This window comes from Flavobacterium rhamnosiphilum (assembly GCF_004349195.1).
Taxonomy (GTDB): domain Bacteria; phylum Bacteroidota; class Bacteroidia; order Flavobacteriales; family Flavobacteriaceae; genus Flavobacterium; species Flavobacterium rhamnosiphilum.
The window spans coordinates 512,390-537,495 of the sequence record NZ_SMLG01000001.1 but is presented as its reverse complement, the minus strand read 5'-3'; the positions used below and the strand labels follow the sequence as shown (position 1 = coordinate 537,495).

The following is a 25,106-nucleotide window of genomic DNA, read 5'->3' as shown; positions in this document are numbered from 1 at the left end:
TTTAAAAGATTTAAAATTAAACGATTCTGAATGCAAATCAAAATCAATCTTATCCAAATCTTCCCGTTATATAATCTTCCGTTTGTTTTTGTGACGGCTTTGTAAATATAGTTTTTGTTTTATCATATTCAATCAATTCACCCATATAGAAAAAAGCGGTTGTATCACTCACACGTCCTGCTTGCTGCATATTGTGTGTTACAATAACGATTGTATATTTATTTTTTAATTCGTAAATAAGTTCTTCAATTTTGGAGGTAGAAATTGGATCCAAAGCCGAAGTAGGCTCATCCATTAACAATATAGAAGGCTGAATTGCTAATGCACGTGCAATACACAAACGTTGTTGTTGTCCTCCTGAAAGTTCAAAAGCCGACTTCTTCAATTTGTCTTTCACTTCTCCCCAAAGCGCCACTTGCTCAATAGAAGTAATCACGCGTTCTTCAATTATTTTTTTATCGGTAATTCCGTTTACTTTTAAACCATACGCGACATTTTCATAAATGGATTTTGGAAACGGATTAGGTTTTTGAAATACCATACCAACATTTTTACGCAAATCATCTACATTGGTGTTTTTTGCATAAATATCTTCTCCTTCAATCAAAATTGTACCCGTCAATTTCGTGTTGTCAATCAAATCATTCATTCTATTCAATAAACGCAGGTACGTCGATTTCCCACAACCGGAAGGGCCAATTAATGCGGTAACGGTATTTTCTTTCATTGACAACGAAACGTCATGCAAAGCTTGCGTTTCTCCGTAATAAAAATTGATGTTTTTTGATTCTATTTTGTGCATACTAATTCATTTTTACTTTTTTTCCAAAATATTTACGAAGTGCATTCGCCAATAAATTAGAAATTAATACGATTATAATTAAAATAAGTGCCGTTCCATAAGCCATTGCCCGAGAAGCTTCTATATTCGTCCCACTGGTTGAAATCACATATAAATGATACGGCAACGCCATAGCCTGATCGAAAATTGAAGTAGGCAATTTTGGTAAAAAATAAGCCGCAACGGTAAATAAAATCGGAGCTGTTTCTCCTGAAACCCTTCCTATAGAGAGAATTAATCCCGTAATAATATTTGGAAAAGCAATAGGGAAAACTACTTTGCTGGTAGTTTGCCATTTACTGGCTCCCAACCCTAAACTGGCTTGTCTAAAAGTATCATCAACTGACTTTAATGATTCTTCGGTAGTTCTGATTACCACCGGTAAAACCAATAATCCCAGGGTCAATGATCCTGCCAAAAGGGAATCTCCAAATTCTAATTTATTAACAAACAACGCCATCCCGAAAAGTCCAAAAACTATCGATGGAACTCCAGCAAGGTTATTGGTCATTTGTTTGATGATTTTTTTCATCCAGCCATCTTTCACATATTCATTCATATAAATAGCTGCCAAAACACCCACAGGGAATGCAAAAATCATACTTCCAAAAACCAAGCAAAGCGTTCCTACTATCGCCGGAAAAATCCCGCCTTGCGTCATACCCTCTTTTGGCATTTCTGAAATAAACTCCCAACTGATAACGCTAATTCCTTTTATTACTATAAAGGATAGTATCACAAATAACAGCCCCACAACGGTATAGCTCGTAAATTGAAATACACCAAAAGCAATTTTTTGGTTTCTTCTTTTTTGTTTTGCTAAACGAATTTCTTTAGTCATCTTTTAATGTTTTTTATGGGAATTTCTATTGGTGACAAATTCCACCATCATATTTATGCAAAAAGTAATTAGGAATAAAATACATCCAAGCGCAAATAACGACTGATAATGCAATCCGCCATTTGCAGCTTCACCCAATTCTGCCGCAATGGTAGCGGGAATGGTTCTTAGTGGTGCTAAAAGTGTATGTGGAATTATAGCTGCATTACCCGTTACCATTAAAACTGCCATCGTTTCACCAATAGCACGCCCAATTCCTAAAATGGCTCCAGCAGTAATCCCGGAAGCCGAATAAGGAATTACTACTTTATATATTGTTTGCCAATGACTCGCTCCCAATGCCAAGCTGGCTTCTTTCATAGCGCGTGGAGTCGTACGCATTGCATCTTCCGAAATGGTGATAATCGTTGGCAAGGCCATGATTGCCAAAACAATACTTCCCGCCAATCCTGTTTCACCAACGGGTAATCCGAAAACATTTTGAATTAAAGGGACAATGACCACTAATCCAAAAAAACCATACACTACAGATGGGATTCCTGCCAATAATTCAATGAGCGGTTTTAAAATATTGCGCGTTCTTTTTCTGGCTATTTCACTCAAATAGATAGCCGCTGCCAAGCCAATTGGCAATGCCAATAGTATTGCTCCAAAACTGACCCATAGTGTGCCATAAATCAAAGCCTTAACTCCCATTTGTGCAATAGGTTGTGCCGTTGGAAACCATTCTTCTCCGGAAAGAAATTCAAAAATTTTAATTTTGTTGATTTCTAATTCTTTCCCATGAAAATTTTTCGCTTTGTATTTATCTGAAAAAAAGGCAATTACGCCGGGTGTTTTTGAAACATATTCATCTATTTTCGCTGGAAAATGTTCGAAGTTTTCTCCTAGCTCCTCGTCTGAATAAAATTCGGTAATATCTTCTGTTCTAAACAAAACGATGGGTTCGTTTTTTCCGCCTAACTGTTTCCAATTGGTGATTTTTTGATCGAAAATATCTTTCACCTGCGAAGGCTCTAATTTTTGTATTGGATTAGTCGAATGTACTACCAACAAAAAACCTTCTTCAATAGGTTTTTTGGTAAAAACTCCCGCGCCTTCAATAAATAGAAAAAAAACAATCAAAACAACAGTAATACTGGTAGCAGCGCTACTTAGCATTAATATAGTCTCTATTATTTTCTCTTTTATTTTTTTAAAATTTGTTTTCAAATCTATAGTTTATTTTAACCGCAAAAGTACATTAGCCTTGTATTTCGAATGTTTTTTATACATTAACCTTGTGTTAATTTAAAGTTAAGTATAAAAGTACGCAAATCGTTTTATTATTTTTCAATAAAGCCATGTTATTGAAAATAAGACAAATACAAAAGGGCTGCCTAAAACAGACAGCCCTTTTATTACTTATAAATAGCCTTATTAATTTAACGGTACATAACCTACTTCCAAAACAATTTTTTGTCCTTCTGGCGACAAAGCAAAATCTACCACCGCTTTTACTTTTGCAGCATTCATTTTATCAAAAATATAGAATAATGGTCTTGAAATTGGGTAGCTTTTGTCTTTAGCGGAAGCTACACTTGGAGCAACAAAGGTTTTCCCTTGGTCATAAGAAACCGAAAGTTGTTTTACTTCTTTAGTCTCATACGCTAATCCAACATACCCGATAGCCCCTTTTGTTTGGCTTACTGCCTGAACAATAGCTCCAGTCGCAGGCATACTCAAGATATCAGAAGCGTAATTTTTTTTATCCATTACTTCTTCTTTAAAGAACTCATACGTTCCTGAAGAAGATTCTCTTGAATACGCTACAATTTTCGCATCTTCACCACCTACTTCTTTCCAGTTTTTAATTTCTCCTGTATAGATTTTTTCCAATTGCTCACGTGTTAACTGACCTACTTTATTAGCCGGATTAACAATAACCGCTAAGGCATCAAAGGCAACAGTCACTTTTTCGATTTCTTTTTTGGCTTCAGAAAATTTTAATTTCTCTTCTGTTTTTAAATCTCTGGAAGCCATTGCGATATCCGTGGTTCCGTCCAAAAGAGCCGTAACACCAACTCCGGTTCCTCCTCCTACTATAGTAACACTAACTTCGGGATTTGTTTTCATCATTACCTCAGCCTCTTTCTGTGCCAATGGCAAAACGGTATCACTTCCTTTGATTGTAACTGATGTAGTAGCCGTTGCTTTATCTTCAGTTCCTTTATCTTCATTTTTTGCTTTACCGCAACTTAACATTCCAATTAAAGGTAACATTAAGAATAATTTCGTTTTGATAGTCATCTTGTGGTTATTTATAAATTTGTACAAAAGTATATGCACTACATTAACAATATGTTAAGCCAGTATTATACTATCTTTAATTATTTAGCTTGTTTTAATAATTATTTAATCCATCCAAAATAAATGATAACAATTTATTAAAAGTTGAACTGAGCCTGTAATCGCAATAAATTACCTCGTTGTCTGTTGTTTGGAAGCGCGCTGTCTTCAAACGTTCTATCAGCAATCACCCATTCTGCTACTAATTCAAATGCTTTAATAGGCTGCCATTCAATTCCAAGTTCATAATCCCTTACAACATAACTTCTGGCGTCTTTCTCAAATTTCTTTCCGCCATCATAATATTGGAATTTGGCAAAAGGATAAATATATTGCTGTTTAGGCAAATCCCATTTATAGTTTAAGGTTACATAACCGCCTTCTAAATCAGATACGTCAACAGTATTAGTCAATTTATTATAGCGAGGTCCTTTTCCTATATTATATTCCGCCTGCACTCCAAATGGTTTCGGATAAAGAATAAAAGATGCTGCAACCCTTTGGTCAACTGTATATAGTTTATCCTGCGTTGTCACTCCTGTGGAAAGTTCACTCCCAAAAGCCCATTTCCCAGTGTAGGCTTGCAAGCCAGGCTCAATAATTTGACTCCCAATTTCAAAAGGATAACTTACCCTTGTCACTACGTGCAAGTTTCTGTTCGCTTCCGACCTGTTGGCTGTTTGTCCGTTATATACCCCAAAACCAAATACGCCATAATCTCCAGAACCTTTATACCCATCTTTTACCAGCATGGCAAAACGATCCCTAATCTTACTTGGAGCCCAATAGAAAAATGCACCTAAATCCCTTTCATTTGCCACCGCACTGTTCAAAGCATCATTTCGATCTAATGTTAATCGGTTTTGGCTTGACTGTAAATTTTCAAATCCAAAAGGCACTTTACTTTGTCCTATTCTTATGCGATATTCTTTTTTAGGATCAAAGGATAAATCAAAATACGCATCTCTGATTTGGGCAAAATTATTAACTCCTGAAGAAGGCGAACTTGCAAAATCTGGTTGGAAATAAAAATACACATTGGGAAGAATCTGCCCTGAAAATACGATACGAGCTCGTCTTATAAAAAGACCGTTATTTGATTTTGCATCAATGGCTGTTGATGTTGTTCCCCAAGATCTATCACATTGCTCACAGGAAACTTTGTCATTAGAAGAAAACAATCCATTGTATCTTATCTGAGCATAACCTCTTATGCCGATTTTATCATACCATTGTTCTTTTTTCTCCTTACTTTTTTCTTGAACATCCTTTACTTTCTTGATAGAGTCCAAAACATGAACTATGGATTTAGTAAGCTCCTCTTTACTTAAAGTAACTGTTTGTGAAGGAATTTTCGTTTTTTTAGAACTTTCCACAACAGGAGTAACTTGTGCAGCTACTAGATTTACTACAAATATATTTGCAATAATTAATACTATTTTTTTCACGATTAAATGTTGTTTATTTAGTACACCAAAGGTGATTGCGTAATGTTAATTAAACATTACGCAATTGTTAATTTAATTAAAAATTAATGTTAATAAATTGTTACTAATAAATAGCAATCTATTGTTTATTAACTAGTTACAAATATACCTTTTTTATACCAAACAAAAACCTTCATGTTATATTAAAAATTACCTAACTTTAAAATGACATTTGACCCTACTATTATTTACCGCGTTTATTTGATTTTTCAAGTGTAAAAGAAAATTCAGATCCAATTCCAAATTTACTATTCACATAAATTTTCTCATCATGCGCTTCGATAATATGCTTTACAATGGATAATCCCAAACCGGAACCACCTTCAGTTCTTGCACCACTTTTGTCTACTCTATAAAAACGTTCGAAAATTCTCGAAATATTTTTTTTATCAATTCCTTCGCCATTATCGGTTATTCGAACGATGACTTTTTCATCAGTCAAATCCTCAATACTTACTTCGGTAGAACCCTTTAGCTTTCCGTATTTGATCGAATTCACAACAAGATTCATCACTACTTGTTGGATTTTTTCTTGATCTCCAAGCACCATAACGGGCCTGTTGTATCGCATATCAAACATCAATAGAATATCTTTCTTGGAAGCTTTCATTTCGAGTAAATCAAAGACATTTTGAACCAATTTAACAATGTCAAATTCGGCAATTTCCAAGTTCAAATCTCCAATTTCGAGTTTTGAAATCATGTCTAAATCTTGTACGATATAAATCAGTCTTTCTACTCCTTTTTCGGCACGCTCTAAATATTTTTTTCGGATTGTTTTATCGCTCATGGCTCCGTCGAGCAGGGTTGACAAATACCCCTGAACCATAAACAATGGCGTTTTGAGCTCATGGGAAACATTACCAAGAAACTCTCTTCTATATTCTTCACGAACTTTTAAAGTTTCGATTTCTAACTTTTTATCGGTGGCAAACTTTTTCACTTCGCGTGTTAGCGTTGCCATATCTGTTGTGATTGGCTGATTCCTGAAAGTACTTGATTCTAACAAAGAGACATCATCGTATATTTTTTTTACCTTTTTATAGATAAAGCGCTCCACCCGATATTGTATTACAATAAATGAAAAAGCAGCTATTGAAATAGCGAAAATCAAACAAAAACGGTACGAAAAGGTGAAAAATAAATACGTGAGGAAACCAACTAATCCTGTAGAAAAAAGAGTAATATAAAGCGCTGATTTTACGGCAAAACGATATGTTTTTTTAAAATTTATTGTCATTTATACTTCAAACTTATAGCCAACTCCTTTTATTGTTTTAAACAATTCTTCTCCAATTTTTTCTCTTAGTTTTCTGATGTGAACATCAATCGTTCTTCCACCAACAACTACTTCATTACCCCAAACTTTGTCCAGAATCTCATCACGTTTGAATACTTTCCCCGGTTTAGAAGCAAGTAGATAGAACAATTCAAATTCTTTTCTAGGCAATGCGATTTCAATATTATCTTTAACGATTTTATATTCTTCGCGATTTATTTCAATTCCGCCTACGTTAAGAGTTTCGCTGTTCTGCTCCTGTTCTTTTAATCGGCGTAATAATGCTTTTACTTTACTGACTAATAATTTAGGTTTAATTGGCTTAGTGATGTAATCATCCGCACCCGCGTCAAAGCCTGCAACTTGAGAGTAATCTTCGCTTCTGGCTGTCAAAAAAGTGATGATTACATTACTGAGTTCAGGAATCTTTCTAATAGCTTCGCAAGCCTCCATTCCATCCATTTCCGGCATCATTACATCCATTATAATAAGGTCAGGCATTTCTTTTTTAGCTTTTGCTATTGCCTCTTTCCCATTTGCTGCAGTAACGATTTGATATCCCTCTTGAGCCAAGTTATACCCTACAATTTCCAGGATATCCGGTTCGTCATCTACTAATAGAATCTTCGTGTTTTTTTTCTTCATAAAGCGCAAAAAATTGTTTTTTGAAATGTAAATGTAATCATAAATGGGATATTCAAATGATGTTAACCATAATTTAATATTGAGATGATTTTGAGACCCAAAACAAAACATAACCATAACAAGTCAGTAACTTACATTTTACATTTCAGGCGTTACTTTGCAAAAAAATTAAAACCAAATGAAATTCAAGTTACTATTTTTCACGTTATTAATAACAGCTATTTCTTTTTCACAGAATAAAGGAACGATTTCTGGAATCTTAACAGACAAAGATGCTAATAATCAGTCATTACCTTTTGCTAACGTTCTTATTAAAGGAACAAATATAGGTACAAATACCGATATTGATGGTAAATACATCATAACAATACTACCTGGAAGCTACACCTTACAACTTAGTTTTGTGGGTTATGAATCTGTAGAGATTCCTGTAACAGTAGTTGCCAATGAAACCGTAACCGCAAATAAAGCGTTAGGTGCCGGGAGCTACAAACTAAAAGATGTTGTTATAAAAAATACAGCAAGCAGAGAAAAGGAAACGGCTCTTTTATTAGACCAAAAACAAGCGGTCGTAATAAAACAAAGTATCGGTGCTCAAGAAATGGCAAGAAAAGGAGTTAGCGATGTTGAGGAAGGTTTGACAAAAATAACCGGAATCACTAAAGTTGACGGAAGAGGATTATTCATCAGAGGATTGGAAGACCGTTACAATAACTTATTGATAAATGATTTACAATCCCCATCAAACAGCCCTTTCAAAAAAATCATTCCATTGGATTTATTCCCTACTGATGTTGTTGGAGTATTAAATATCTACAAAACTTTCAATCCTAATATTTCTGGAGATTTTGCTGGAGCAACTGTTAATATTGAGACACCTCAACCAAAAAACATCACTAAATTGAATATTGGTTTTGGATATACGACTAACAATAATCTTCAAGACTTCTTACTTTCTGATGACGCAAATTCTGCCAAAGGATCTTTAGGAATGATTGGTAATGACAGAGCACTTCCTGGTATTTTTGGATCAGTTCCAAGCGGGCAAAAACTTTCTCCTGCTGAATACGAAAATGGATTTGGTAAAAAATCATGGGATGTTAACAGCACAAAAAGCCCTTTGAATTCTAGCATTGGATTTTTACATGCTCAAAAATTCAATCTTAAAAATGAAAAAAACATTAGTTATATCATGTCTTTCAATTTTGACAACAAATACTCTTACAGAGAAGGTGTTGACAGAACTTTCAATCTTGGACAAGGGAACTACGACAATAATTTATACAATACGCAATACAGCTACCAAACTACTTTTTCTGGTTTAGCAGGTTTGAAATACAAGACAAACCGTTTTAATTTAAACTTCAATACGTTCTTGATTAAAGCGACTGAAAGCAAAATCCAAGATCAGTTAGGATACACAAACAGTTTAGCAAATCAGACAAATAATCTTATCAGATTAAACCAATATGAAGAGTCTAACTATTGGAACACGCAATTGTACGGGGATTATAAATTAACCGAAGACGGAAAACACAGCATAAAAGCAGGTGGTTCTTATGTAAAAACTTCTTTTCAACAACCTGACAGAAAATTTATCACTGGTGTAAAAGTAAATGATAGCCAAATAAATATGTCTTATGGTGGTAATAACTTGAACCGTCAATTCCTTGATGTAAAAGGAAACTTCTATTATTCTTCACTTTTAGAATATAATTTAAAATTTGGAGACAAAGAAGATTCTAATAAATTATCCATTGGACACAACAGTTCGCTGAACGACATGGAATCTTCTTACCGTTTCTTCTCTGGAAGAAGAAATCTGGAGAAAAACTATACTGCTGATTTAAGTACTATAAGCCAAAACATCAACGAAGATATCAACAACGGAATTGTTTATGTTCAGGAAGAGTCTAACGGAGATTATAAAGTAAAACTGAATCAGTTTGTTAATGCGGGGTACTTCAATTTGTTTATGAATCTTGGAGAAAAATGGGATTTAAATGCCGGAATTAGAGGTGAAAGTTCTACTCGTGAAATAAAATACAGACAACAAGGTGATCCTTTTGGAAGTGCTTACCGCAAAAAGACAGATGACAAGCTGGATATCTTACCGTCTGTAAATGCGAAACGTATTTTGAATGAAAACAGTAATTTGAGAGTGTCATTGGCAAAAACAATAACTCGTCCAGTTGCTATGGAGTTGTTACCCATAAATTACATCAATGCCGATGGAACTTCAGAAAGTGGAAACCCAGATTTAAAAGACAGCGAAAACTATAATGTAGATTTCAAATACGAATTATTCCCTAACAACAAAGAATTATTTGCTGTAGGAGTATTTGGAAAAATGATCAACAATCCAATTGAACGAGTTTTCAAACCAACTGCAAATAGTGGTGGTCAAATCACAACTTTCAAAAACTCAGAGCAAGCAGTTATTTATGGTGCCGAAATAGAAATGCTTTTCCAATTGAGCGGAATCAGCAAATCTCTTTCTAATTTCTCTTTAGGTTTCAATACGTCATTAATGAGTACAGATGTTAAAATTGACCTTAAAAAACAAGGGAATGAATTAGAAAACAGTACAAACCGTAAACTGCAAGGTGCTTCAAGCTGGTTGATTAATTCTGATTTAAAGTATGATTTCATCCTTAATAAGGATTGGAAAAACTCTATGACCTTAGTATATAACGTTTATGGAGACCGTATTTTCGCTGTAGGTTCTTCAGGAATTGATCATATCTACGAAAAATCTTTTAGTAAATTAGATTTTGTTTGGACTAACTCTATTTCAAAAAGTATTGAACTTAAATTTGGTGTAGACAACATCTTAAATCCAAGTTATAAAAAAGAGCTGGGAAGCAAAAGCACTTTAAACATTACTGAAGACTCTTTAATTTTAAGAGAATTCAAAAAAGGTGTCGGGTTCTCCTTTAACATAGGATATACGTTTTAAAAACAACAAAAAAAAGAGCCGTCATGGCTCTTTTTTTTATTTACATAAGTAACATAAACTTTACATCAAATTCATTGTTATATAATACTTTAATAACAATTACGTAACTAAATTTCAGAAGCTCGAGAGTACTTTTGAAATAAATAATTAACAAAAAAACTTATAATTTTAAAATCATTAAAAATGAAAAAATTAGTATTCAGTCTTGCATTATTGAGCTTGGTTTTTACAAGTTGTACTTCAAGTGATGACGATGTAGCAACTACTCCACCGACTGCAACGGGTGAAATCACAGGAGATATCACAGCAGCAAAAACGTATGTAAAAGGTGTTTATACTATTAAAGGTACTGTTAGAGTAAAAAGTGATGCTACTTTAACTTTTGAAGCTGGTTCAGTGATTACTGCTGATGCATTTGATGGTCCCGATGCTTTATTGGTTGAAAAAGGCGGGAAATTAAATATTTCAGGAACTGCTGCAGAACCTGTTGTATTTACTGAAAAATCTAAAACTCCAGGTTCTTGGGGTGGAATAATCATGTTTGGTGATGCTCCTATCGTTTCTGGAAAAACGACTGACGGAACTCCTATTACAACTGCAACTTCTGAAGACGGAACAAATATTGTTTACGGTGGTACAAATGCTGCTCATAATGGTGGTTCTTTGAAATATGTACGAGTAGAATATGCAGGTAAAAAAATCCTTGACGGAAATTCTGAAATGAATGGTTTCTCATTCTACTCAGTAGGTTCTGGAACAGTATTAGAAAACTTAGTTTCATACAAAGGAGCTGATGATGGTTTTGAATTTTACGGAGGAACAGTAAGTGCTAAAAACCTTATTTCTTACGGAAACACAGATGATTCTTTTGACTGGCAAGATGGATGGCAAGGTCAAGCTAATACTAACTGGTATGCTTACCAAACTGGAGCTGGAAATTTTGGAATGGAAATTGAAGCGAAAAGTGTGAACAATGCATTCTTCCCTAAAGTATCTAACATTACTTTAAGAAGAGCTGCCGGCACTGCAACTGAAGCTGGAAATCCACTTGAAATTGATGCAATCCAATTCAAAAAAGAAGGAAACGGAGAATATAGTAATGTAGTAATTTCAGGATACACAAATACTGTAACTTCAGGAACTGCAACAATAAATGCCGTTGCCGTTAGAATACAAGATGCTGCTACAAACACTAATCAAGTTCTTACCGGTAAAATAAAAATGTTGAATGTAAAAATTGCAGACAGCAATACTTCTCAATGGGGTGCTGGTGCAGCTTTCACCGTTACATTTTTACCAGCAAACTTCACAACAAGTACAACCGCAACTGGAGCAGTATTGACTCCTGGAGCATGGGCTATTGTAGATGGCGTTAATTTATTAGGGAATTTATAAAAAACATCTCTTTTATTTATATCAAACATCCTGAGGATTCAGGATGTTTTTTTTTGGTACGCTTTTTGAATTATTTTTTGTATATTTACTATTCAAACTAATCCAATGGCAAAAAACTACTTTTATATCACCATCTTATTGGTTTTTTTATTCTCTATGAGCGCTAGTGCTCAGGAAACTAAGCAACAACCAAAAACACAAGAAACCGCCGCAATTGAAGGTTTAAGCTTGTACCCGAACCCTGTGAGTAATGGCAAAGTCTACATTACTTCGAAAAACGACTTGGATAAAGAAATCATTATCTTTGATGTTTTAGGAAAAAAAGTGCTCCAAACAATGCTTAGTTCTAGAGAACTTAATGTCTCTAATCTAACTTCAGGTGTCTACATTATAAAAATTAATGAAAAAGAGGCATCTGCGACCAGAAAACTAATTATAAGATAATACGTCAACATTTAAATACAAAAGCTCCAATTCCTATTGGGGCTTTTTTTATGCAGAATTCTAATGAAATGGATTCCAAAAAAACAGACTATTGCTATTTTGTTAATGAGCTTCCCTTAAAAATTTTGATTACTTTTACAAAAAAAATTCTTGATTACATCCTCCGATATATTTGCTATTTCCAGTCAAAAACAGTTTGAGAAAATCGCCTTGAAAGTGTTTCGTTTCCAATACGAAAACAACTTGGTCTATCAAGAATTTTGCGATTTTTTGAAAACAGATCCTCATAAAGTAAAATCATTACAGCAGATTCCATTTTTACCGATTCAGTTTTTTAAGAGTCATGAAGTGGTTTCTAATACCAATCCAATTCAGGAAACCTTTACCAGCAGCGGAACAACCGGAATGATTACCAGCAAACATTTGGTTACGAATGTTACCTTGTATGAAGAAAGTTACCGCAAAGGATTTTCCGAATTTTATGGCAATATTGAAGATTATGTTGTTTTAGCCTTGCTTCCATCCTATCTGGAAAGAGAAGGTTCTTCCTTAATTTACATGGTCAAGGATTTAATTGCATTATCCAATCATCCCGAAAGTGGTTTTTACCTGCACAATCATGACGAACTGATTGCCAAACTCATAGCTTTAGACCAAGCCGGTCAAAATGTCATTTTAATCGGTGTTACTTTTGCTTTATTGGACTTAATAGAAAAACACCAGTTTCAACTGCAGCATACCATTATCATGGAAACCGGCGGCATGAAAGGAAAACGTAAAGAAATGATTCGGGAAGAATTACACGAACAATTGTGCAAAGGATTTGGCGTTTCAGCCATACATTCTGAATATGGAATGACCGAATTGCTTTCGCAAGCGTATTCTTTAGGAAACGGCGTGTTTGAATGCCCTTCTTGGATACAAATCCTTGTTCGTGACACCGAAGATGCTTTGACCTATATTCAAGACGGAAAAACAGGCGGAATCAACGTCATTGATTTGGCCAACATTAATTCTTGTTCGTTTATCGCTACGCAGGATTTGGGCAAAAAAAATCCCAACAACTCTTTCGAGGTATTGGGACGTTTTGATAATTCTGATATTCGAGGTTGTAACCTCATGGTAATTTAAAGTTTATTCGGTAATTTGTTTATTCGGTTAACCAAATCAAACAATTAAACAATTCTCACCACAAAATAATTTTTCTTTCCACTTTGCAACAATACAAACTGATTGTTGATTAAATCTTTGGTTGAAAGCACAAAATCCTCGGCAACTTTTTCTTTATTTACTGAAATAGAATTAGCTGTCAAAGCGCGTCTTGCTTCACCATTGGATTTCATAAAACCTGTTTTTTCATTCAAAACAGCAACGATATCAATTCCTGCTTCAATTTCTGTTCTGCTGATTTCTGCTTGAGGAACACCATCAAAAACATCTAAGAAAGTCGCTTCGTCCAATTGTTTCAAATCATCTGAAGTAGAATTTCCAAACAAAATATTCGATGCTTTTATTGCATTTTCTAAATCTTCCGCTGAATGTACCATCACCGTAATTTCTTCGGCCAAACGTTTTTGTAACAAACGTAAATGTGGTGCTTCTCTATGTTTTTCTGTTAAAACTTCGATTTCCTCTTTTGATAAAAAAGTAAAAATCTTAATGTATTTTTCCGCATCAACATCGGTAGTATTCAACCAAAACTGGTAAAATTTATAAACAGAAGTTTTATCAGCCGTCAACCAAACATTTCCTCCTTCGGATTTTCCAAATTTAGAACCATCAGCTTTTGTTATCAAAGGACAAGTCATGGCGTATGCTTTAGCCTCTTCACCTACATTCATACGACGAACTAATTCAGTTCCTGTTGTAATATTTCCCCATTGGTCAGAACCTCCCATTTGCAACAAACAATTGTATTCTTTGTGCAGATGGTAAAAATCATACCCTTGAATTAATTGGTACGTAAACTCAGTAAAAGACATTCCTTCGCCTTCACCGGACAATCTTTTCTTTACAGAATCTTTTGCCATCATGTAGTTCACGGTGATTCGTTTACCCACGTCACGAGCGAAATTAATGAATGACAAATTCTTCATCCAATCGTAATTATTTACCAGAACTGGCGCATTTATTTCATTCGAATTAAAATCTAAAAAACGAGATAAAACACTTTTTATTCCCTCTACATTATGATTCAAAGTCGCTTCATCCAAGAGATTTCTCTCATCCGATTTCCCAGATGGATCACCAATCATTCCTGTGGCTCCACCAATCAATGCAATAGGTTTATGTCCAAAATTTTTCAAGTGAACCAAAAGAATTATAGGCACTAAACTACCAATATGTAAGGAATCCGATGTTGGATCAAATCCTATGTAAGTAGTTGTCATTTCTTTTAGAAGTTGCTCTTCGGTTCCAGGCATGATGTCGTGAACTAAGCCGCGCCATTGTAATTCGGAAATAATATTTTTCATTTTATAAAAATCAATTTTCACAAAGATAGCTTTAATTGCATAATTTGAAAATCTATCTGTCTAAAAATCGAACAATCTAATTATCTTTACAAAATGATTTTAGTCACAGGAGGAACTGGTTTAGTAGGCGCACATCTATTGCTTCATTTAATTGAAAATGGAGAGACCGTTCGCGCCATTTATCGAAATCCGGAAAGCATCCAAAAAACAAAATCGGTATTCGATTTATACTCGAAAACCGCTCTGTTTGATTGCATCCAATGGGTACAGGCCGACATTATCGATGTCCCTTCATTAGAACAGGCTTTCCCCGGAATAAACCAAGTCTATCATTGCGCCGCTTTGATTTCTTTTGATCCAAAAGACGAAGATCTTCTGCGAAAAACAAACATTGAAGGCACTGCAAATATTGTTAATTTTTGCATTGATAAAGCAATTAACAAACTGTGTTTTGTAAGCTCCATTGCTACTCTGGGCGATTTACTGCCTCATGAAAAATTCATCACGGAAGAAACCGAATGGAATCCGGAGAAGTCCCATAATGATTATGCCATTTCTAAATATGGTGCCGAAATGGAAATTTGGCGTGGGCAACAAGAAGGTTTAGATGTAATAATTGTAAATCCAGGCGTTATTCTTGGTCCCGGTTTTAGAGAACAAGGAAGTGGGGAACTTTTTACGAAAGTAAAAAACGGATTGAAATTTTATACGCTGGGTTCAACGGGATTTGTTGCCGTTACTGATGTTGTTCGAATTGCTTACCAATTAATGCAAAGCGAAATTAAGAATGAACGCTTTACCTTGATTGCAGAAAATAGTGTTTTCCGTGACATTCTGAATTCTATGGCCGATTCATTAAGTGTGAAAAGACCTGAAATTCATGCAAAACCCTTTTTTATGGAAATGCTTTGGAGATTGGATTGGTTTGTTTCGAATGCTTTTCAACAGAAGAGGAAATTAACTCAAACAACTGCAAAAGCTTCGTATTCGACAACTATATATTCTAACCAAAAGATTAAAGACATCTTGAAAACTGATTTTATAAATATTAACCAGTACATCAAAGAAATCTCTAATCTCTAAGTTCTTTACTTATTCTAATTTTATAGTATCCCTGCCAATTTTAGTTTGCTTGGCTCTTTTTTTAATAATGGGATTCTTTTTCTTTTTTTGCAATTTGACCAAAGAATCTACACTCTTTGTATTTGCTTCCAATCGCTTGCTGATTTGTTCAAACATGCTCTTGTATTCATTATAATCAGAGGCATAATAGACATTGCTTTTAGCAAATTGAGCACTGTCAATTTTATATTTTTTAAAAATATAATCTCTCGAATTTATTTTAAAGGTATCCAAGGAAGCCGGGTTTTGATTTCTTATGGCTTCCAAAATAGATAAATCATACATAATATCAACCATAACGTCTTTCTCTATAAGTCGTTCCGGCTTATTCACCACTTCTTCTTTACAGCTTACAAATAGTATTACAATCGTTAAAAGTGCTATGATTTTTCTCATTGATGAATTTTATCTTTCGAATAATAAACGTTTTCCTGCACGAATATCTTTTACTTTAAAAGCGGTATAAACCAATTGCCCGTTTACAAAAGTATGGGTAATTCTTGATTTAAAAGTAAAACCTTCAAATGGAGACCAACCACATTTAGCCAAAATATTTTCTTTTTTTACGCTCCAAGGCAAACCTGAATTTACAATTACCAAATCCGCATAATAGCCTTCTTTGATAAAACCACGTTTTTCTATTTTGAAAATTTTAGCCGGGTTATGGCACATCTTCTCCACAATTTTTTCAATGCTTATTTTTCCTTGGTGGTGCGCTTCAAACATAGCCACTACAGCATGTTGCACTAATGGTCCTCCTGAAGGCGCATTCAAATAAGATTGTTTTTTTTCTTCCAAAGTATGCGGTGCGTGATCCGTAGCAATCACATCAATTCTGTCATCCAGCAATGCTTCCCAAAGCGCTTTTCTGTCATTAGCTGTTTTTACAGCTGGATTCCATTTGATTAAATTGCCTTTAGTAGCATAATCATCATTGGTAAACCATAAATGATGCACACAAACTTCGGCAGTGATTTTCTTGTCTTCCAAAGGAATTTTGTTTGTAAACAAATCCATTTCTTTGGCAGTCGAAAGATGAAAAATATGCAAGCGGGCCCCTGTTTTCTTAGCAAGAGCAACCGCTTTGGAAGACGAAATATAACACGCTTCCTCGCTTCGGATAAGGTGATGAACCGTAACAGGAACATCTTCACCATACTCAGCTTTGTATTTCTCTAAATTATTTTTGATAGTCGCCTCGTCTTCACAGTGCACCGCAATAAGCATGGGTGTACTCGAAAATATTTTCTCTAAAGTGGCTTCATTATCCACCAACATATTTCCTGTTGAGGAACCTAAGAATATTTTTATTCCGGCAACATTCTTTGGATTTGTTTTTAAAACTTCTTCCAAATTATCGTTGGTTGCGCCCATCATAAAAGAATAATTCGCATACGATTTTTGGGCAGCCAACTCGTATTTTTGCTCTAATATTTCTTGGGTAACCGCATTCGGAATCGTGTTGGGCTGTTCGATATAGGAAGTAATTCCACCGGCAACCGCCGCTTTAGATTCTGATTCTATGTCTCCTTTGTGCGTCAGTCCTGGTTCTCTAAAATGCACTTGATCATCAATCGCGCCCGGAATCAAATAATTCCCTTCGGCATCAATGATTTTACATTGAGAGGATTTGGCACTAATACTTTCTGAAATCTCAACAATTAAGTCATTTTCAATTAATACATCGCCCTCAAAAATCACTCCTTCATTTACTATTTTGGCATTCTTAATTAAAACCCTGTTCATCCTGTCTTTTTCTTATAATGTGTTGACTAATCTTTTTAATCTAAGTGCAATAACTCCAAAAACGGCTTCAATAATTATTGAATTACTCATTTTGGATTGCCCTTTTGTTCTATCGGTAAAAATGATGGGAACCTCAGCAATTTGAAATTTTTTGCAATACGTTCTGTATTTCATTTCAATTTGAAAAGCGTATCCAACAAATTTTATTTTATCTAAATTGATGTCCTCTAATACGTCTCTTTTGTAACAAACGAAACCTGCTGTGGCATCATGAATCTTCATTCCGGTAATCATTCGTACATAAACCGATGCAAAATAAGACATCAATACACGGCTCAACGGCCAGTTTACCACATTTACTCCGGTAACGTATCTGGATCCTATCGCTAAATCAGCATCGCCAAAATGGCACGCATTGTATAATTTCTCTAAATCATTTGGATTGTGGGAAAAATCAGCGTCCATTTCAAAAATGAAATCATATTTATGCTCCAATGCCCATCTAAATCCATGAACATAAGCCGTTCCCAGACCCGCTTTTTTTTCTCTTTTTTCCAAAAATAATCTGCCCTCAAATTCTGACTGAAGTAAAACGACCTTATCAGCTGTGTGATCCGGCGAATTATCATCAATAATAAGAACATGAAAAGATTTATGTTGCGAAAACACCGATCGAATAATGCTTTCTATATTTTCAATTTCGTTATAGGTAGGAATTATAACAATACAATCATTCATATTTTGACTAATTTCACCGCAAAAGTAAACTTTTTATGCCATTTCATCCTTAATAAAATTATAATAAAAAGAATGATATAAAAATTAGTAATTTTGTAGCGTTATGATCGAAAATATACTTCATCCAAGAATAACTGAGAGCAAAGACTGGGCAACCGTGCTTTTTGTTCTGTCATTTGCAATTATTGCTGTTACAAAATCTGTTTTCGAAAACAGATTCGGTGATTTTGCCAATTTAATTTTTTCAAATAAATACAACAAAGTATACAGAGACAGCAGCCATCTAAAAAGCGGCTTCACCATCTCCTTGTTTTTTGTCCAAGTCATTTCGCTTGCTTTCTTCATTCAAATTGCGCTAAGCTATTTTGGTCACGCCTCAAAAACAGATTGGATCCTTTACATTCAAATATTTACTTTCCTAGCTTTCTTTATTTTATCTAAATATTTGATAGAGAAAATAATAGCTACTTCATTCAATATTGAAGAATTTATGGACCAGTTTAACCTCCAAAAGGTGACTTACAGAACCTATATTGGACTATTCATACTGCCGTTCAATATTATTTTGTTTTATTACGACTCTTTTTCAAGAAATATTCCATTGTTAATTATAGCCATGATATTGCTAATCAATATATTAACTTATTTGATTTCAATAAAAAATTATCAAAATATAATATTCGGTAAGTTGTTTTATTTTATTTTATATCTTTGCGCTCTTGAAATAGCCCCCTATTATTTTATGTATTATTGGTTTACAAAAGGGAGTGCTTAGAAACCGTTAAATATGAAAGTGAAAACAATTTTGGTGTCACAGCCTGAGCCTAAAGTGGAGAATTCCCCTTACTTTGAACTTCAACAAAAGCATAAAGTAAAAATTGATTTCAGACCTTTTATTCACGTAGAAGGAGTTAATGCAAAAGAGATTAGACTTCAAAAAATTGATCTTAATCATTACACCGCTATTATTTTAACGAGTAAAAATGCTGTAGATCACTTTTTCAGAGTGGCTGATGAAATGCGTTATAAAGTTCCGGAAGGATTAAAATATTTCTGCCAATCCGAAGCTATTGCTTTTTACCTGCAAAAATACGTAGTGTATAGAAAGCGTAAAATCTACGTTGGACCAAAAGATTTTGCTGATTTATCTCCGCTGATAAAAAAATACAAAGACGAGAAATTCTTATTGCCTGCTTCAGACCAATTGAATGCCGATGCGCCAATTACGCTAAACGCATTAAAAGTAGACTGGACACCAGCGGTTTTTTACCGTACCGTAATGAGTGATTTATCCGATTTAGCCGATGTATATTATGATGTTTTGGCTTTCTTTAGCCCAACCGGAATAAAATCATTGTTTATGAACTTCCCAGATTTCGAGCAAAATAATACTCGAATTGCCGTTTTTGGAAGCACTACTCAAAAAGAAGCGTTGGATCACGGCTTAAGAGTGGATATTCTTGCTCCAACACCAGCAACGCCCTCAATGACAATGGCTTTAGAAAAATACATTATTGAAGCTAATAAAGGGAAATAAAAAATTACTTTTCAGATACAATTACAAAAGCCATTCGCAATCCGAATGGCTTTTTTTACAACAAAATTGAACAATTACATTATTTCTTAAATGAACTTCTATTTCTTATAGGATTTGTATTTATCAACATATAAGAAATAGAAGTTCATTTAAGTATTAAAAAATAACACATTAATCTTATATTTTTCATTAACGTTCATTGTTGTCCGATAAAAATCTAATAATATTATACAACTTCAATGAATATAGTCCCTACAGGACATTTGTAATAGGTGTGTCTAGTTTTTCTACCAACATTTTGCTCCTAACGGAGCATACCTCGTAGAGGTTAAATATTGGTAGAAAGAGATCTAGGATTGGTGAATTTGTCCCGTAGGGACTGTACTTAATTTATATCGGACAATATTGATTAACATTAGTCATTTTTATCTTAAATTTGATTTTCAATTCAAACTAAATTTCATCTTTTAGTTTAAAATAACAACTCATGAAAATCAATTCCCTAATAGTAGAAATTGACGGTATCGACAAAGAAATTTTACGCGACCTGATGGAAGATGCCCGAAAACCGATTCTTCAAATCGCCAATAAAATAGGAATTTCAGGAGCGGCAATTCATCAACGCTTGCGAAAACTGGAGCAATCTGGCGTTATTTCGGGATCAAAATTTACGGTAAACAATAAAATCCTGGGGTATAATACGATGGCTTTTGTTGGGATTTATCTGGACAAAGCAGCTAGAAATCCAGAAGCCGTGAGAGATTTAAAAAAAATTCCTGAAGTATTGGAATGCCATTATACGACAGGAAACTGGTCGATTCTGATAAAAATTATTTGTCGCGATAACGAACATTTAATGCAATTGCTCAACACAAAAATCCAAGCGATAGAAGGTGTTTCCAGAACAGAAACCTTCATTTCCTTAGACCAACAAATCGACAGACAGATTCAACTTTAGCTTTAGCTTTAGTCAGATTTTTAGATAATTGGATTGTTAGATTTCTAAAACAAGGAAACCATCTCGTTAAGATAACAAGACGGTTTTTTCTATAATTCTCTAAAGATCTAATTTTCTAACAATCTAATTTCTTCTTCCTCCCATATAAATCGAAACGTAATACAACAGTGTTGCAATGGATCCCAAAGCAGCCACGACATACGTTCTGGCAGCCCATTTCAGTGAATCTTTTGCTCCCGCTTGTTCTTGTTGCGTCAACATTCTTTTGTTTTCTAACCAAGCCAATGCACGATGACTCGCGTCATATTCTACTGGCAAAGTAACAATCGAAAATAAAGTGGTTGCCGCAAAAATGATAATTCCTACCAATAGTAATTGTGGAAAAGTCTTCATCATCAAGATTCCGGCAAGCAAAATCCACTGCATATACGTTGACGCCACATTCACCACCGGCACTAATTTAGAACGCATCGTCAACCATTGATATCCCACAGCATGTTGCACGGCGTGACCACATTCGTGTGCCGCAACAGCAGCCGCAGCAGCATTTCGTTGGTTGTAAACCACCTCACTTAGATTCACTGTTTTATCTACTGGATTGTAATGATCCGTCAAACGTCCCGGTGTAGAGATAACTCTCACATCACGAATTCCGTTATCGGCAAGCATTTTTTCGGCGATTTCAGCGCCGGACATTCCGTTTTGTAATTGTAATTTAGAATAATGTTCAAATTTGCTTTTTAGTCTTGAACTAACTAACCAGCTGAAAAGCATAATTGCTCCGGCAAGAATCAAATAACCCATTCCCATATTTTTGTTTTTTAATTTATTGTTTAAAGTTATAAAAGAATCATCAAAATCTGAACCAATTTTTTACAATGTCAATTTGGCATTCATAAAATGGAACGCGGATAACGCAGATGAAACGAATTTGCGCGGATTTCATGAATGGGAATAAAAAAATCCAAATTCTAATAAATAGAATTTGGATTCATATATCTGTTGTTGTAGAGAGGCACCCGACGCACCGTAGAGACGCACTGCAGTGCGTCTCTACAACGTTACGTTTAAAATTTACCCCACCAAATTGATAATTTTTCCCGGAACGATAATCACCTTGTTTGGCGTTCTGCCTTCTAATTGCTTAATGGTTCTTTCGTCTTTCATTACGATTTCCTCGATTTGTTCCTTGGTTAAATCTAAAGGTAGAACCATCGTAAAACGCATTTTTCCATTGAAAGAAACCGGATATTCCTTTTCGCTTTCTACTAAATATTTAGCTTCAAAAATAGGAAAAGGAACCGTCGCAATCGAACCTGTATTCCCTAACAATGACCACAATTCCTCAGCAATGTGTGGCGCATACGGCGAAATCACAATCGCTAATGGTTCTAAAATTGCACGAGAATGACAATTTTGCGTTGACAATTCATTCACGCAAATCATAAACTGAGAAACCGAAGTATTAAAAGAGAAACCTTCAATATCTTCTGCTACTTTTTTGATGGTTTTGTGCAATGATTTTAAGTTGTCTTTGGTTGGTTCGTCATTGGTGACAATCAAACCATTTTCGTCAAAATACAAACGACATAGTTTTTTCAAGAAACCAAAAACCCCTGAAATTCCTGCCGTGTTCCAAGGTTTTGCTTGTTCCAATGGCCCTAAGAACATTTCATACAAACGCAATGTATCAGCTCCGTATTCGTTACAAATATCATCTGGCGTTACGACATTGTATTTCGATTTCGACATTTTTTCGATTTCGCGACCAACGATATATTTTCCGTTTTCTTCGGTTATAAATTCCGCATCGGCATAATCCTCTCTCCAAGCTTTAAATTTATTTTCATCTAATTCATCAGAAGAATTTACAATCGAAACATCGACATGTCTACCGTCAATATTCAACAAAATAGATTTAAAACCTTTTTCTTCAAGTTCTTTTTTTAATGATGGAATATTATCCGAATTAATAAAAACAGGGAATTTATTAAATTGTTCTTTCAACTCAACTTCAAACAAGCCTTTAGAAATATATTTATTTTTCAAAATAGACTCTAATGATAAAATAATTTCTTTACTTTTTTCAATTTCTTCGATTTCTAAAAATTTAGTATTACTTGAAGCTGTATTTTGTCCAATATTACTTAATGAAACTTTATAAACAAAAGCACTCATTCCCAAAATCATTCCCTGATTAATCAGTTTTTTAAATGGTTCTTCGGTAGGTGCAAAACCTTTGTCTTTCAAAAATTTGTTCCAAAAACGAGAATACAATAAATGTCCAGTTGCATGTTCACTTCCGCCAATGTATAAATCTACGCTTTCCCAATACGCTAAGGCTTCTTTGCTGGCAAATTCGTTCTCATTGTGCGCATCCATATAACGCATCCAATACCATGAACTTCCCGCCCAACCTGGCATCGTGTTCAATTCTAAAGGAAAAATTGTTTGACCCTCGACTGCGCTCGGGTTGACAAGATCGGTAGAAACAACTTTATTATTAACACTATCCCACGCCCAAACCAAAGCGTTTCCTAACGGTGGCAAACCTTCTTCGGTTGGTAAATATTTCTCTACTTCCGGTAAGATGATTGGCAAATGTTTCGCATCAATCATTTGTGGCAAACCATTCACATAATATACAGGAAACGGCTCTCCCCAATAACGCTGGCGAGAGAAAACGGCATCACGCAAACGGAAATTCGTTTTTCCTTTTCCTTGGTTTAATTTTTCCAATTCTTCTATTGCTTTCTTAGTCGCTTCTTTGTAATTCAATCCATTTAGGAAATCAGAATTAGCGATAATCACATTGTCTTTAGAGCCATACGCTTCTTTGGAAATATCCACATTTGCAAAAATGTTTTTGATTTCTTGCATTCCTTGTTGCCCTTTGAAGAAATTTGCAAAAGCATAATCTCTTTCGTCGCCACAAGGAACCGCCATAACCGCGCCTGTTCCGTAACCAGCCAAAACATAATCCCCAATCCAAACCGGAATTGGTTCTTTCGTAAAAGGATGTTCTGCATACGCCCCGGTGAATACTCCCGAAATGGTTTTTACATCGGCCATACGCTCTCTTTCGGAACGTTTTGACGTTTTTTCTATATAGGCTTCCACTTCGGCTTTTTGTTCCGGAGTAGTTATTTGTGAAACTAATTCGTGTTCTGGCGCTAAAGTCATAAACGTAACTCCGAAGATGGTATCAGGACGAGTGGTGAATATCCCCACCCCAACCCTCCCCGAAGGGGAGGGAGACGAGATGCTAACCGTGTCAATAAGAACTTCATTTAATAGATCCCCATTATTATCTTTACTATCCCCAAAGTTATCGGCTCTGGTCCCTTCCCCTTCGGGGGAGGTTAGGAGGGGGAATACTACCGTTGCTCCAACGGATTTTCCAATCCAGTTTCTTTGGCTTTCCTTGATGCTTTCGCTCCAATCAATATCGTTCAATCCTTGCAACAAACGTTCTGCATAAGCCGAAATTCGCATGCTCCATTGGGTCATTTTCTTGCGCACTACTGTAAAACCGCCACGCTCTGAAACGCCATTTACGATTTCGTCATTCGCCAAAACCGTTCCTAATCCCGGACACCAGTTCACCTCCGTCTCGGCTAAATAGGTCAATCTGTATTGCAACAAAATTTTCTCCTGCTGTTCTTTTGCGAAAGCGTTCCATTCATTGGCTGAAAAAGCTTCAATATTTTCATCGCAAACCGCATTGACGTTTGCATTTCCTTCCGTTGAAAAAACGGAAACCAAAGTCGAAATATCTTCTGCTTTATCGCTGTTTTTATTGTACCAAGAATTGAATAATTGGATGAAAATCCATTGCGTGTGTTTGTAATAATCCGGATTTGAAGTGCGCACTTCTCTGCTCCAATCAAAAGAGAATCCAATTTTATCCAATTGCTTTCTGTATCCGGCAATTTTATTTCCTTCCTTATCCGTTCCTCCATCAATATTTACCGAAGTCGTATCTTCAGGACGTTGTCCCGTTTGAATGGCATATTGTTCCGCAGGCAATCCAAAACTGTCATAACCCATTGGGTGCAACACATTAAAACCTTGGTGTCTTTTGTATCTGGAATACACATCAGAGGCAATATATCCCAGCGGATGTCCTACGTGCAATCCCGCTCCAGATGGATAAGGAAACATATCAAGTACGTAATATTTAGGTTTTTCTGAGTTGTTTTCGGCTTTAAACGTTTCGTTTTCTAACCAATATTTCTGCCATTTGGCCTCTATTTCGTTCGGATTGTATTTCATTCTACTTTCTTAATTGTTCTTTTAATGGAGTCATGCT

At 35.1% G+C, this 25,106-nt stretch carries 21 protein-coding genes; 8 read left to right on the top strand and 13 right to left on the bottom strand.

Annotated elements, in window-relative coordinates:
* Positions 1–49 precede the first annotated feature (49 nt).
* The 7 genes from pstB to E0I26_RS02280 form a co-directional block, all read right to left on the bottom strand.
* Entirely contained in the window at positions 50–802 is a 753-nt protein-coding gene (pstB, locus tag E0I26_RS02310; protein ID WP_131914878.1) for a phosphate ABC transporter ATP-binding protein PstB, read from the bottom strand.
* A gap of 1 nt (position 803) precedes the next feature.
* Positions 804–1,682, bottom strand: coding sequence for a phosphate ABC transporter permease PstA (gene pstA / locus E0I26_RS02305; protein ID WP_131914877.1), 879 nt, complete (start codon positions 1,680–1,682; stop codon positions 804–806).
* A 3-nt stretch (positions 1,683–1,685) separates the two neighbouring features.
* Entirely contained in the window at positions 1,686–2,894 is a 1,209-nt protein-coding gene (gene pstC / locus E0I26_RS02300; protein WP_235831702.1) for a phosphate ABC transporter permease subunit PstC, read from the bottom strand.
* A gap of 207 nt (positions 2,895–3,101) precedes the next feature.
* Positions 3,102–3,971: a phosphate ABC transporter substrate-binding protein gene (locus tag E0I26_RS02295; RefSeq protein ID WP_235831701.1), complete on the bottom strand. Its 870-nt coding sequence runs from the start codon at positions 3,969–3,971 to the stop codon at positions 3,102–3,104.
* Positions 3,972–4,108: 137 nt separating this feature from the next.
* Positions 4,109–5,362 (bottom strand): porin, encoded by a 1,254-nt coding sequence (locus tag E0I26_RS02290; RefSeq protein WP_449404231.1) that lies wholly within the window; start codon positions 5,360–5,362, stop codon positions 4,109–4,111.
* Between the two features lie 319 nt (positions 5,363–5,681).
* Complete coding sequence (locus E0I26_RS02285) at positions 5,682–6,737, bottom strand: sensor histidine kinase (protein ID WP_131914876.1); 1,056 nt, start codon at positions 6,735–6,737, stop codon at positions 5,682–5,684.
* Entirely contained in the window at positions 6,738–7,421 is a 684-nt protein-coding gene (locus E0I26_RS02280) for a response regulator transcription factor (protein ID WP_131914875.1), read from the bottom strand.
* 178 nt (positions 7,422–7,599) lie between these two features.
* On the opposite strand from E0I26_RS02280, the gene E0I26_RS02275 reads away from it, so the two are divergent.
* The 4 genes from E0I26_RS02275 (at position 7,600) to E0I26_RS02260 (ending at position 13,350) form a co-directional block, all read left to right on the top strand.
* On the top strand, positions 7,600–10,380 hold the full coding sequence (locus tag E0I26_RS02275; RefSeq protein WP_131914874.1) for a TonB-dependent receptor: 2,781 nt from the start codon (positions 7,600–7,602) through the stop codon (positions 10,378–10,380).
* Positions 10,381–10,563: 183 nt separating this feature from the next.
* Positions 10,564–11,775 (top strand): hypothetical protein, encoded by a 1,212-nt coding sequence (locus E0I26_RS02270; RefSeq protein WP_131914873.1) that lies wholly within the window; start codon positions 10,564–10,566, stop codon positions 11,773–11,775.
* A 105-nt stretch (positions 11,776–11,880) separates the two neighbouring features.
* Entirely contained in the window at positions 11,881–12,219 is a 339-nt protein-coding gene (locus E0I26_RS02265) for a T9SS type A sorting domain-containing protein (RefSeq protein ID WP_131914872.1), read from the top strand.
* 150 nt (positions 12,220–12,369) lie between these two features.
* A complete protein-coding gene (locus E0I26_RS02260; RefSeq protein WP_131914871.1) occupies positions 12,370–13,350 on the top strand; it encodes a LuxE/PaaK family acyltransferase in 981 nt (326 codons plus the stop codon).
* A 44-nt stretch (positions 13,351–13,394) separates the two neighbouring features.
* On the opposite strand, the gene tyrS is transcribed toward E0I26_RS02260, so the two are convergent.
* Positions 13,395–14,693: a tyrosine--tRNA ligase gene (gene tyrS, locus E0I26_RS02255; RefSeq protein WP_131914870.1), complete on the bottom strand. Its 1,299-nt coding sequence runs from the start codon at positions 14,691–14,693 to the stop codon at positions 13,395–13,397.
* 93 nt (positions 14,694–14,786) lie between these two features.
* Between tyrS and E0I26_RS02250 the strand changes: the two genes are divergently transcribed.
* Positions 14,787–15,776, top strand: coding sequence for an NAD-dependent epimerase/dehydratase family protein (locus E0I26_RS02250; RefSeq protein ID WP_131914869.1), 990 nt, complete (start codon positions 14,787–14,789; stop codon positions 15,774–15,776).
* Positions 15,777–15,785: 9 nt separating this feature from the next.
* Here the strand turns inward: E0I26_RS02250 and E0I26_RS02245 are convergent, their stop codons facing one another.
* The 3 genes from E0I26_RS02245 to E0I26_RS02235 are packed head-to-tail and all read right to left on the bottom strand — an operon-like array spanning position 15,786 to position 18,299.
* Positions 15,786–16,211, bottom strand: a complete 426-nt coding sequence (locus tag E0I26_RS02245; RefSeq protein WP_131914868.1) for a DUF4296 domain-containing protein — start codon at positions 16,209–16,211, stop codon at positions 15,786–15,788.
* Positions 16,212–16,220: 9 nt separating this feature from the next.
* Complete coding sequence (locus tag E0I26_RS02240; protein ID WP_131914867.1) at positions 16,221–17,561, bottom strand: dihydroorotase; 1,341 nt, start codon at positions 17,559–17,561, stop codon at positions 16,221–16,223.
* A gap of 12 nt (positions 17,562–17,573) precedes the next feature.
* Entirely contained in the window at positions 17,574–18,299 is a 726-nt protein-coding gene (locus tag E0I26_RS02235) for a polyprenol monophosphomannose synthase (protein WP_131914866.1), read from the bottom strand.
* Between the two features lie 103 nt (positions 18,300–18,402).
* Between E0I26_RS02235 and E0I26_RS02230 the strand changes: the two genes are divergently transcribed.
* From E0I26_RS02230 to E0I26_RS02220, 3 genes are all read left to right on the top strand, one after another.
* Complete coding sequence (locus E0I26_RS02230; protein ID WP_131914865.1) at positions 18,403–19,074, top strand: DUF4271 domain-containing protein; 672 nt, start codon at positions 18,403–18,405, stop codon at positions 19,072–19,074.
* A gap of 12 nt (positions 19,075–19,086) precedes the next feature.
* Positions 19,087–19,836 (top strand): uroporphyrinogen-III synthase, encoded by a 750-nt coding sequence (locus tag E0I26_RS02225; RefSeq protein WP_099714209.1) that lies wholly within the window; start codon positions 19,087–19,089, stop codon positions 19,834–19,836.
* Positions 19,837–20,323: 487 nt separating this feature from the next.
* A complete protein-coding gene (locus E0I26_RS02220; protein WP_073352582.1) occupies positions 20,324–20,794 on the top strand; it encodes an Lrp/AsnC ligand binding domain-containing protein in 471 nt (156 codons plus the stop codon).
* Between the two features lie 123 nt (positions 20,795–20,917).
* On the opposite strand, the gene E0I26_RS02215 is transcribed toward E0I26_RS02220, so the two are convergent.
* Both E0I26_RS02215 and E0I26_RS02210 read right to left on the bottom strand, forming a co-directional pair.
* Complete coding sequence (locus tag E0I26_RS02215) at positions 20,918–21,604, bottom strand: zinc metallopeptidase (RefSeq protein ID WP_131914864.1); 687 nt, start codon at positions 21,602–21,604, stop codon at positions 20,918–20,920.
* Between the two features lie 264 nt (positions 21,605–21,868).
* Positions 21,869–25,069 carry a leucine--tRNA ligase gene (locus E0I26_RS02210; protein WP_131914863.1) on the bottom strand — a complete coding sequence of 1,067 codons (3,201 nt, stop codon included), beginning with the start codon at positions 25,067–25,069 and terminating at the stop codon, positions 21,869–21,871.
* Positions 25,070–25,106: the final 37 nt, after the last annotated feature.

Coding starts and splice junctions, on each gene's coding strand:
- pstB (WP_131914878.1), bottom strand. CDS start 802: ATGCACAAAATAGAATCAAAAAACATCAATTTTTATTACGGAGAAACG.
- pstA (WP_131914877.1), bottom strand. CDS start 1,682: ATGACTAAAGAAATTCGTTTAGCAAAACAAAAAAGAAGAAACCAAAAA.
- E0I26_RS02295 (WP_235831701.1), bottom strand. CDS start 3,971: ATGACTATCAAAACGAAATTATTCTTAATGTTACCTTTAATTGGAATG.
- E0I26_RS02285 (WP_131914876.1), bottom strand. CDS start 6,737: ATGACAATAAATTTTAAAAAAACATATCGTTTTGCCGTAAAATCAGCG.
- E0I26_RS02280 (WP_131914875.1), bottom strand. CDS start 7,421: ATGAAGAAAAAAAACACGAAGATTCTATTAGTAGATGACGAACCGGAT.
- E0I26_RS02275 (WP_131914874.1), top strand. CDS start 7,600: ATGAAATTCAAGTTACTATTTTTCACGTTATTAATAACAGCTATTTCT.
- E0I26_RS02270 (WP_131914873.1), top strand. CDS start 10,564: ATGAAAAAATTAGTATTCAGTCTTGCATTATTGAGCTTGGTTTTTACA.
- E0I26_RS02265 (WP_131914872.1), top strand. CDS start 11,881: ATGGCAAAAAACTACTTTTATATCACCATCTTATTGGTTTTTTTATTC.
- tyrS (WP_131914870.1), bottom strand. CDS start 14,693: ATGAAAAATATTATTTCCGAATTACAATGGCGCGGCTTAGTTCACGAC.
- E0I26_RS02250 (WP_131914869.1), top strand. CDS start 14,787: ATGATTTTAGTCACAGGAGGAACTGGTTTAGTAGGCGCACATCTATTG.
- E0I26_RS02245 (WP_131914868.1), bottom strand. CDS start 16,211: ATGAGAAAAATCATAGCACTTTTAACGATTGTAATACTATTTGTAAGC.
- E0I26_RS02240 (WP_131914867.1), bottom strand. CDS start 17,561: ATGAACAGGGTTTTAATTAAGAATGCCAAAATAGTAAATGAAGGAGTG.
- E0I26_RS02235 (WP_131914866.1), bottom strand. CDS start 18,299: ATGAATGATTGTATTGTTATAATTCCTACCTATAACGAAATTGAAAAT.
- E0I26_RS02230 (WP_131914865.1), top strand. CDS start 18,403: ATGATCGAAAATATACTTCATCCAAGAATAACTGAGAGCAAAGACTGG.
- E0I26_RS02225 (WP_099714209.1), top strand. CDS start 19,087: ATGAAAGTGAAAACAATTTTGGTGTCACAGCCTGAGCCTAAAGTGGAG.
- E0I26_RS02220 (WP_073352582.1), top strand. CDS start 20,324: ATGAAAATCAATTCCCTAATAGTAGAAATTGACGGTATCGACAAAGAA.
- E0I26_RS02215 (WP_131914864.1), bottom strand. CDS start 21,604: ATGGGAATGGGTTATTTGATTCTTGCCGGAGCAATTATGCTTTTCAGC.
- E0I26_RS02210 (WP_131914863.1), bottom strand. CDS start 25,069: ATGAAATACAATCCGAACGAAATAGAGGCCAAATGGCAGAAATATTGG.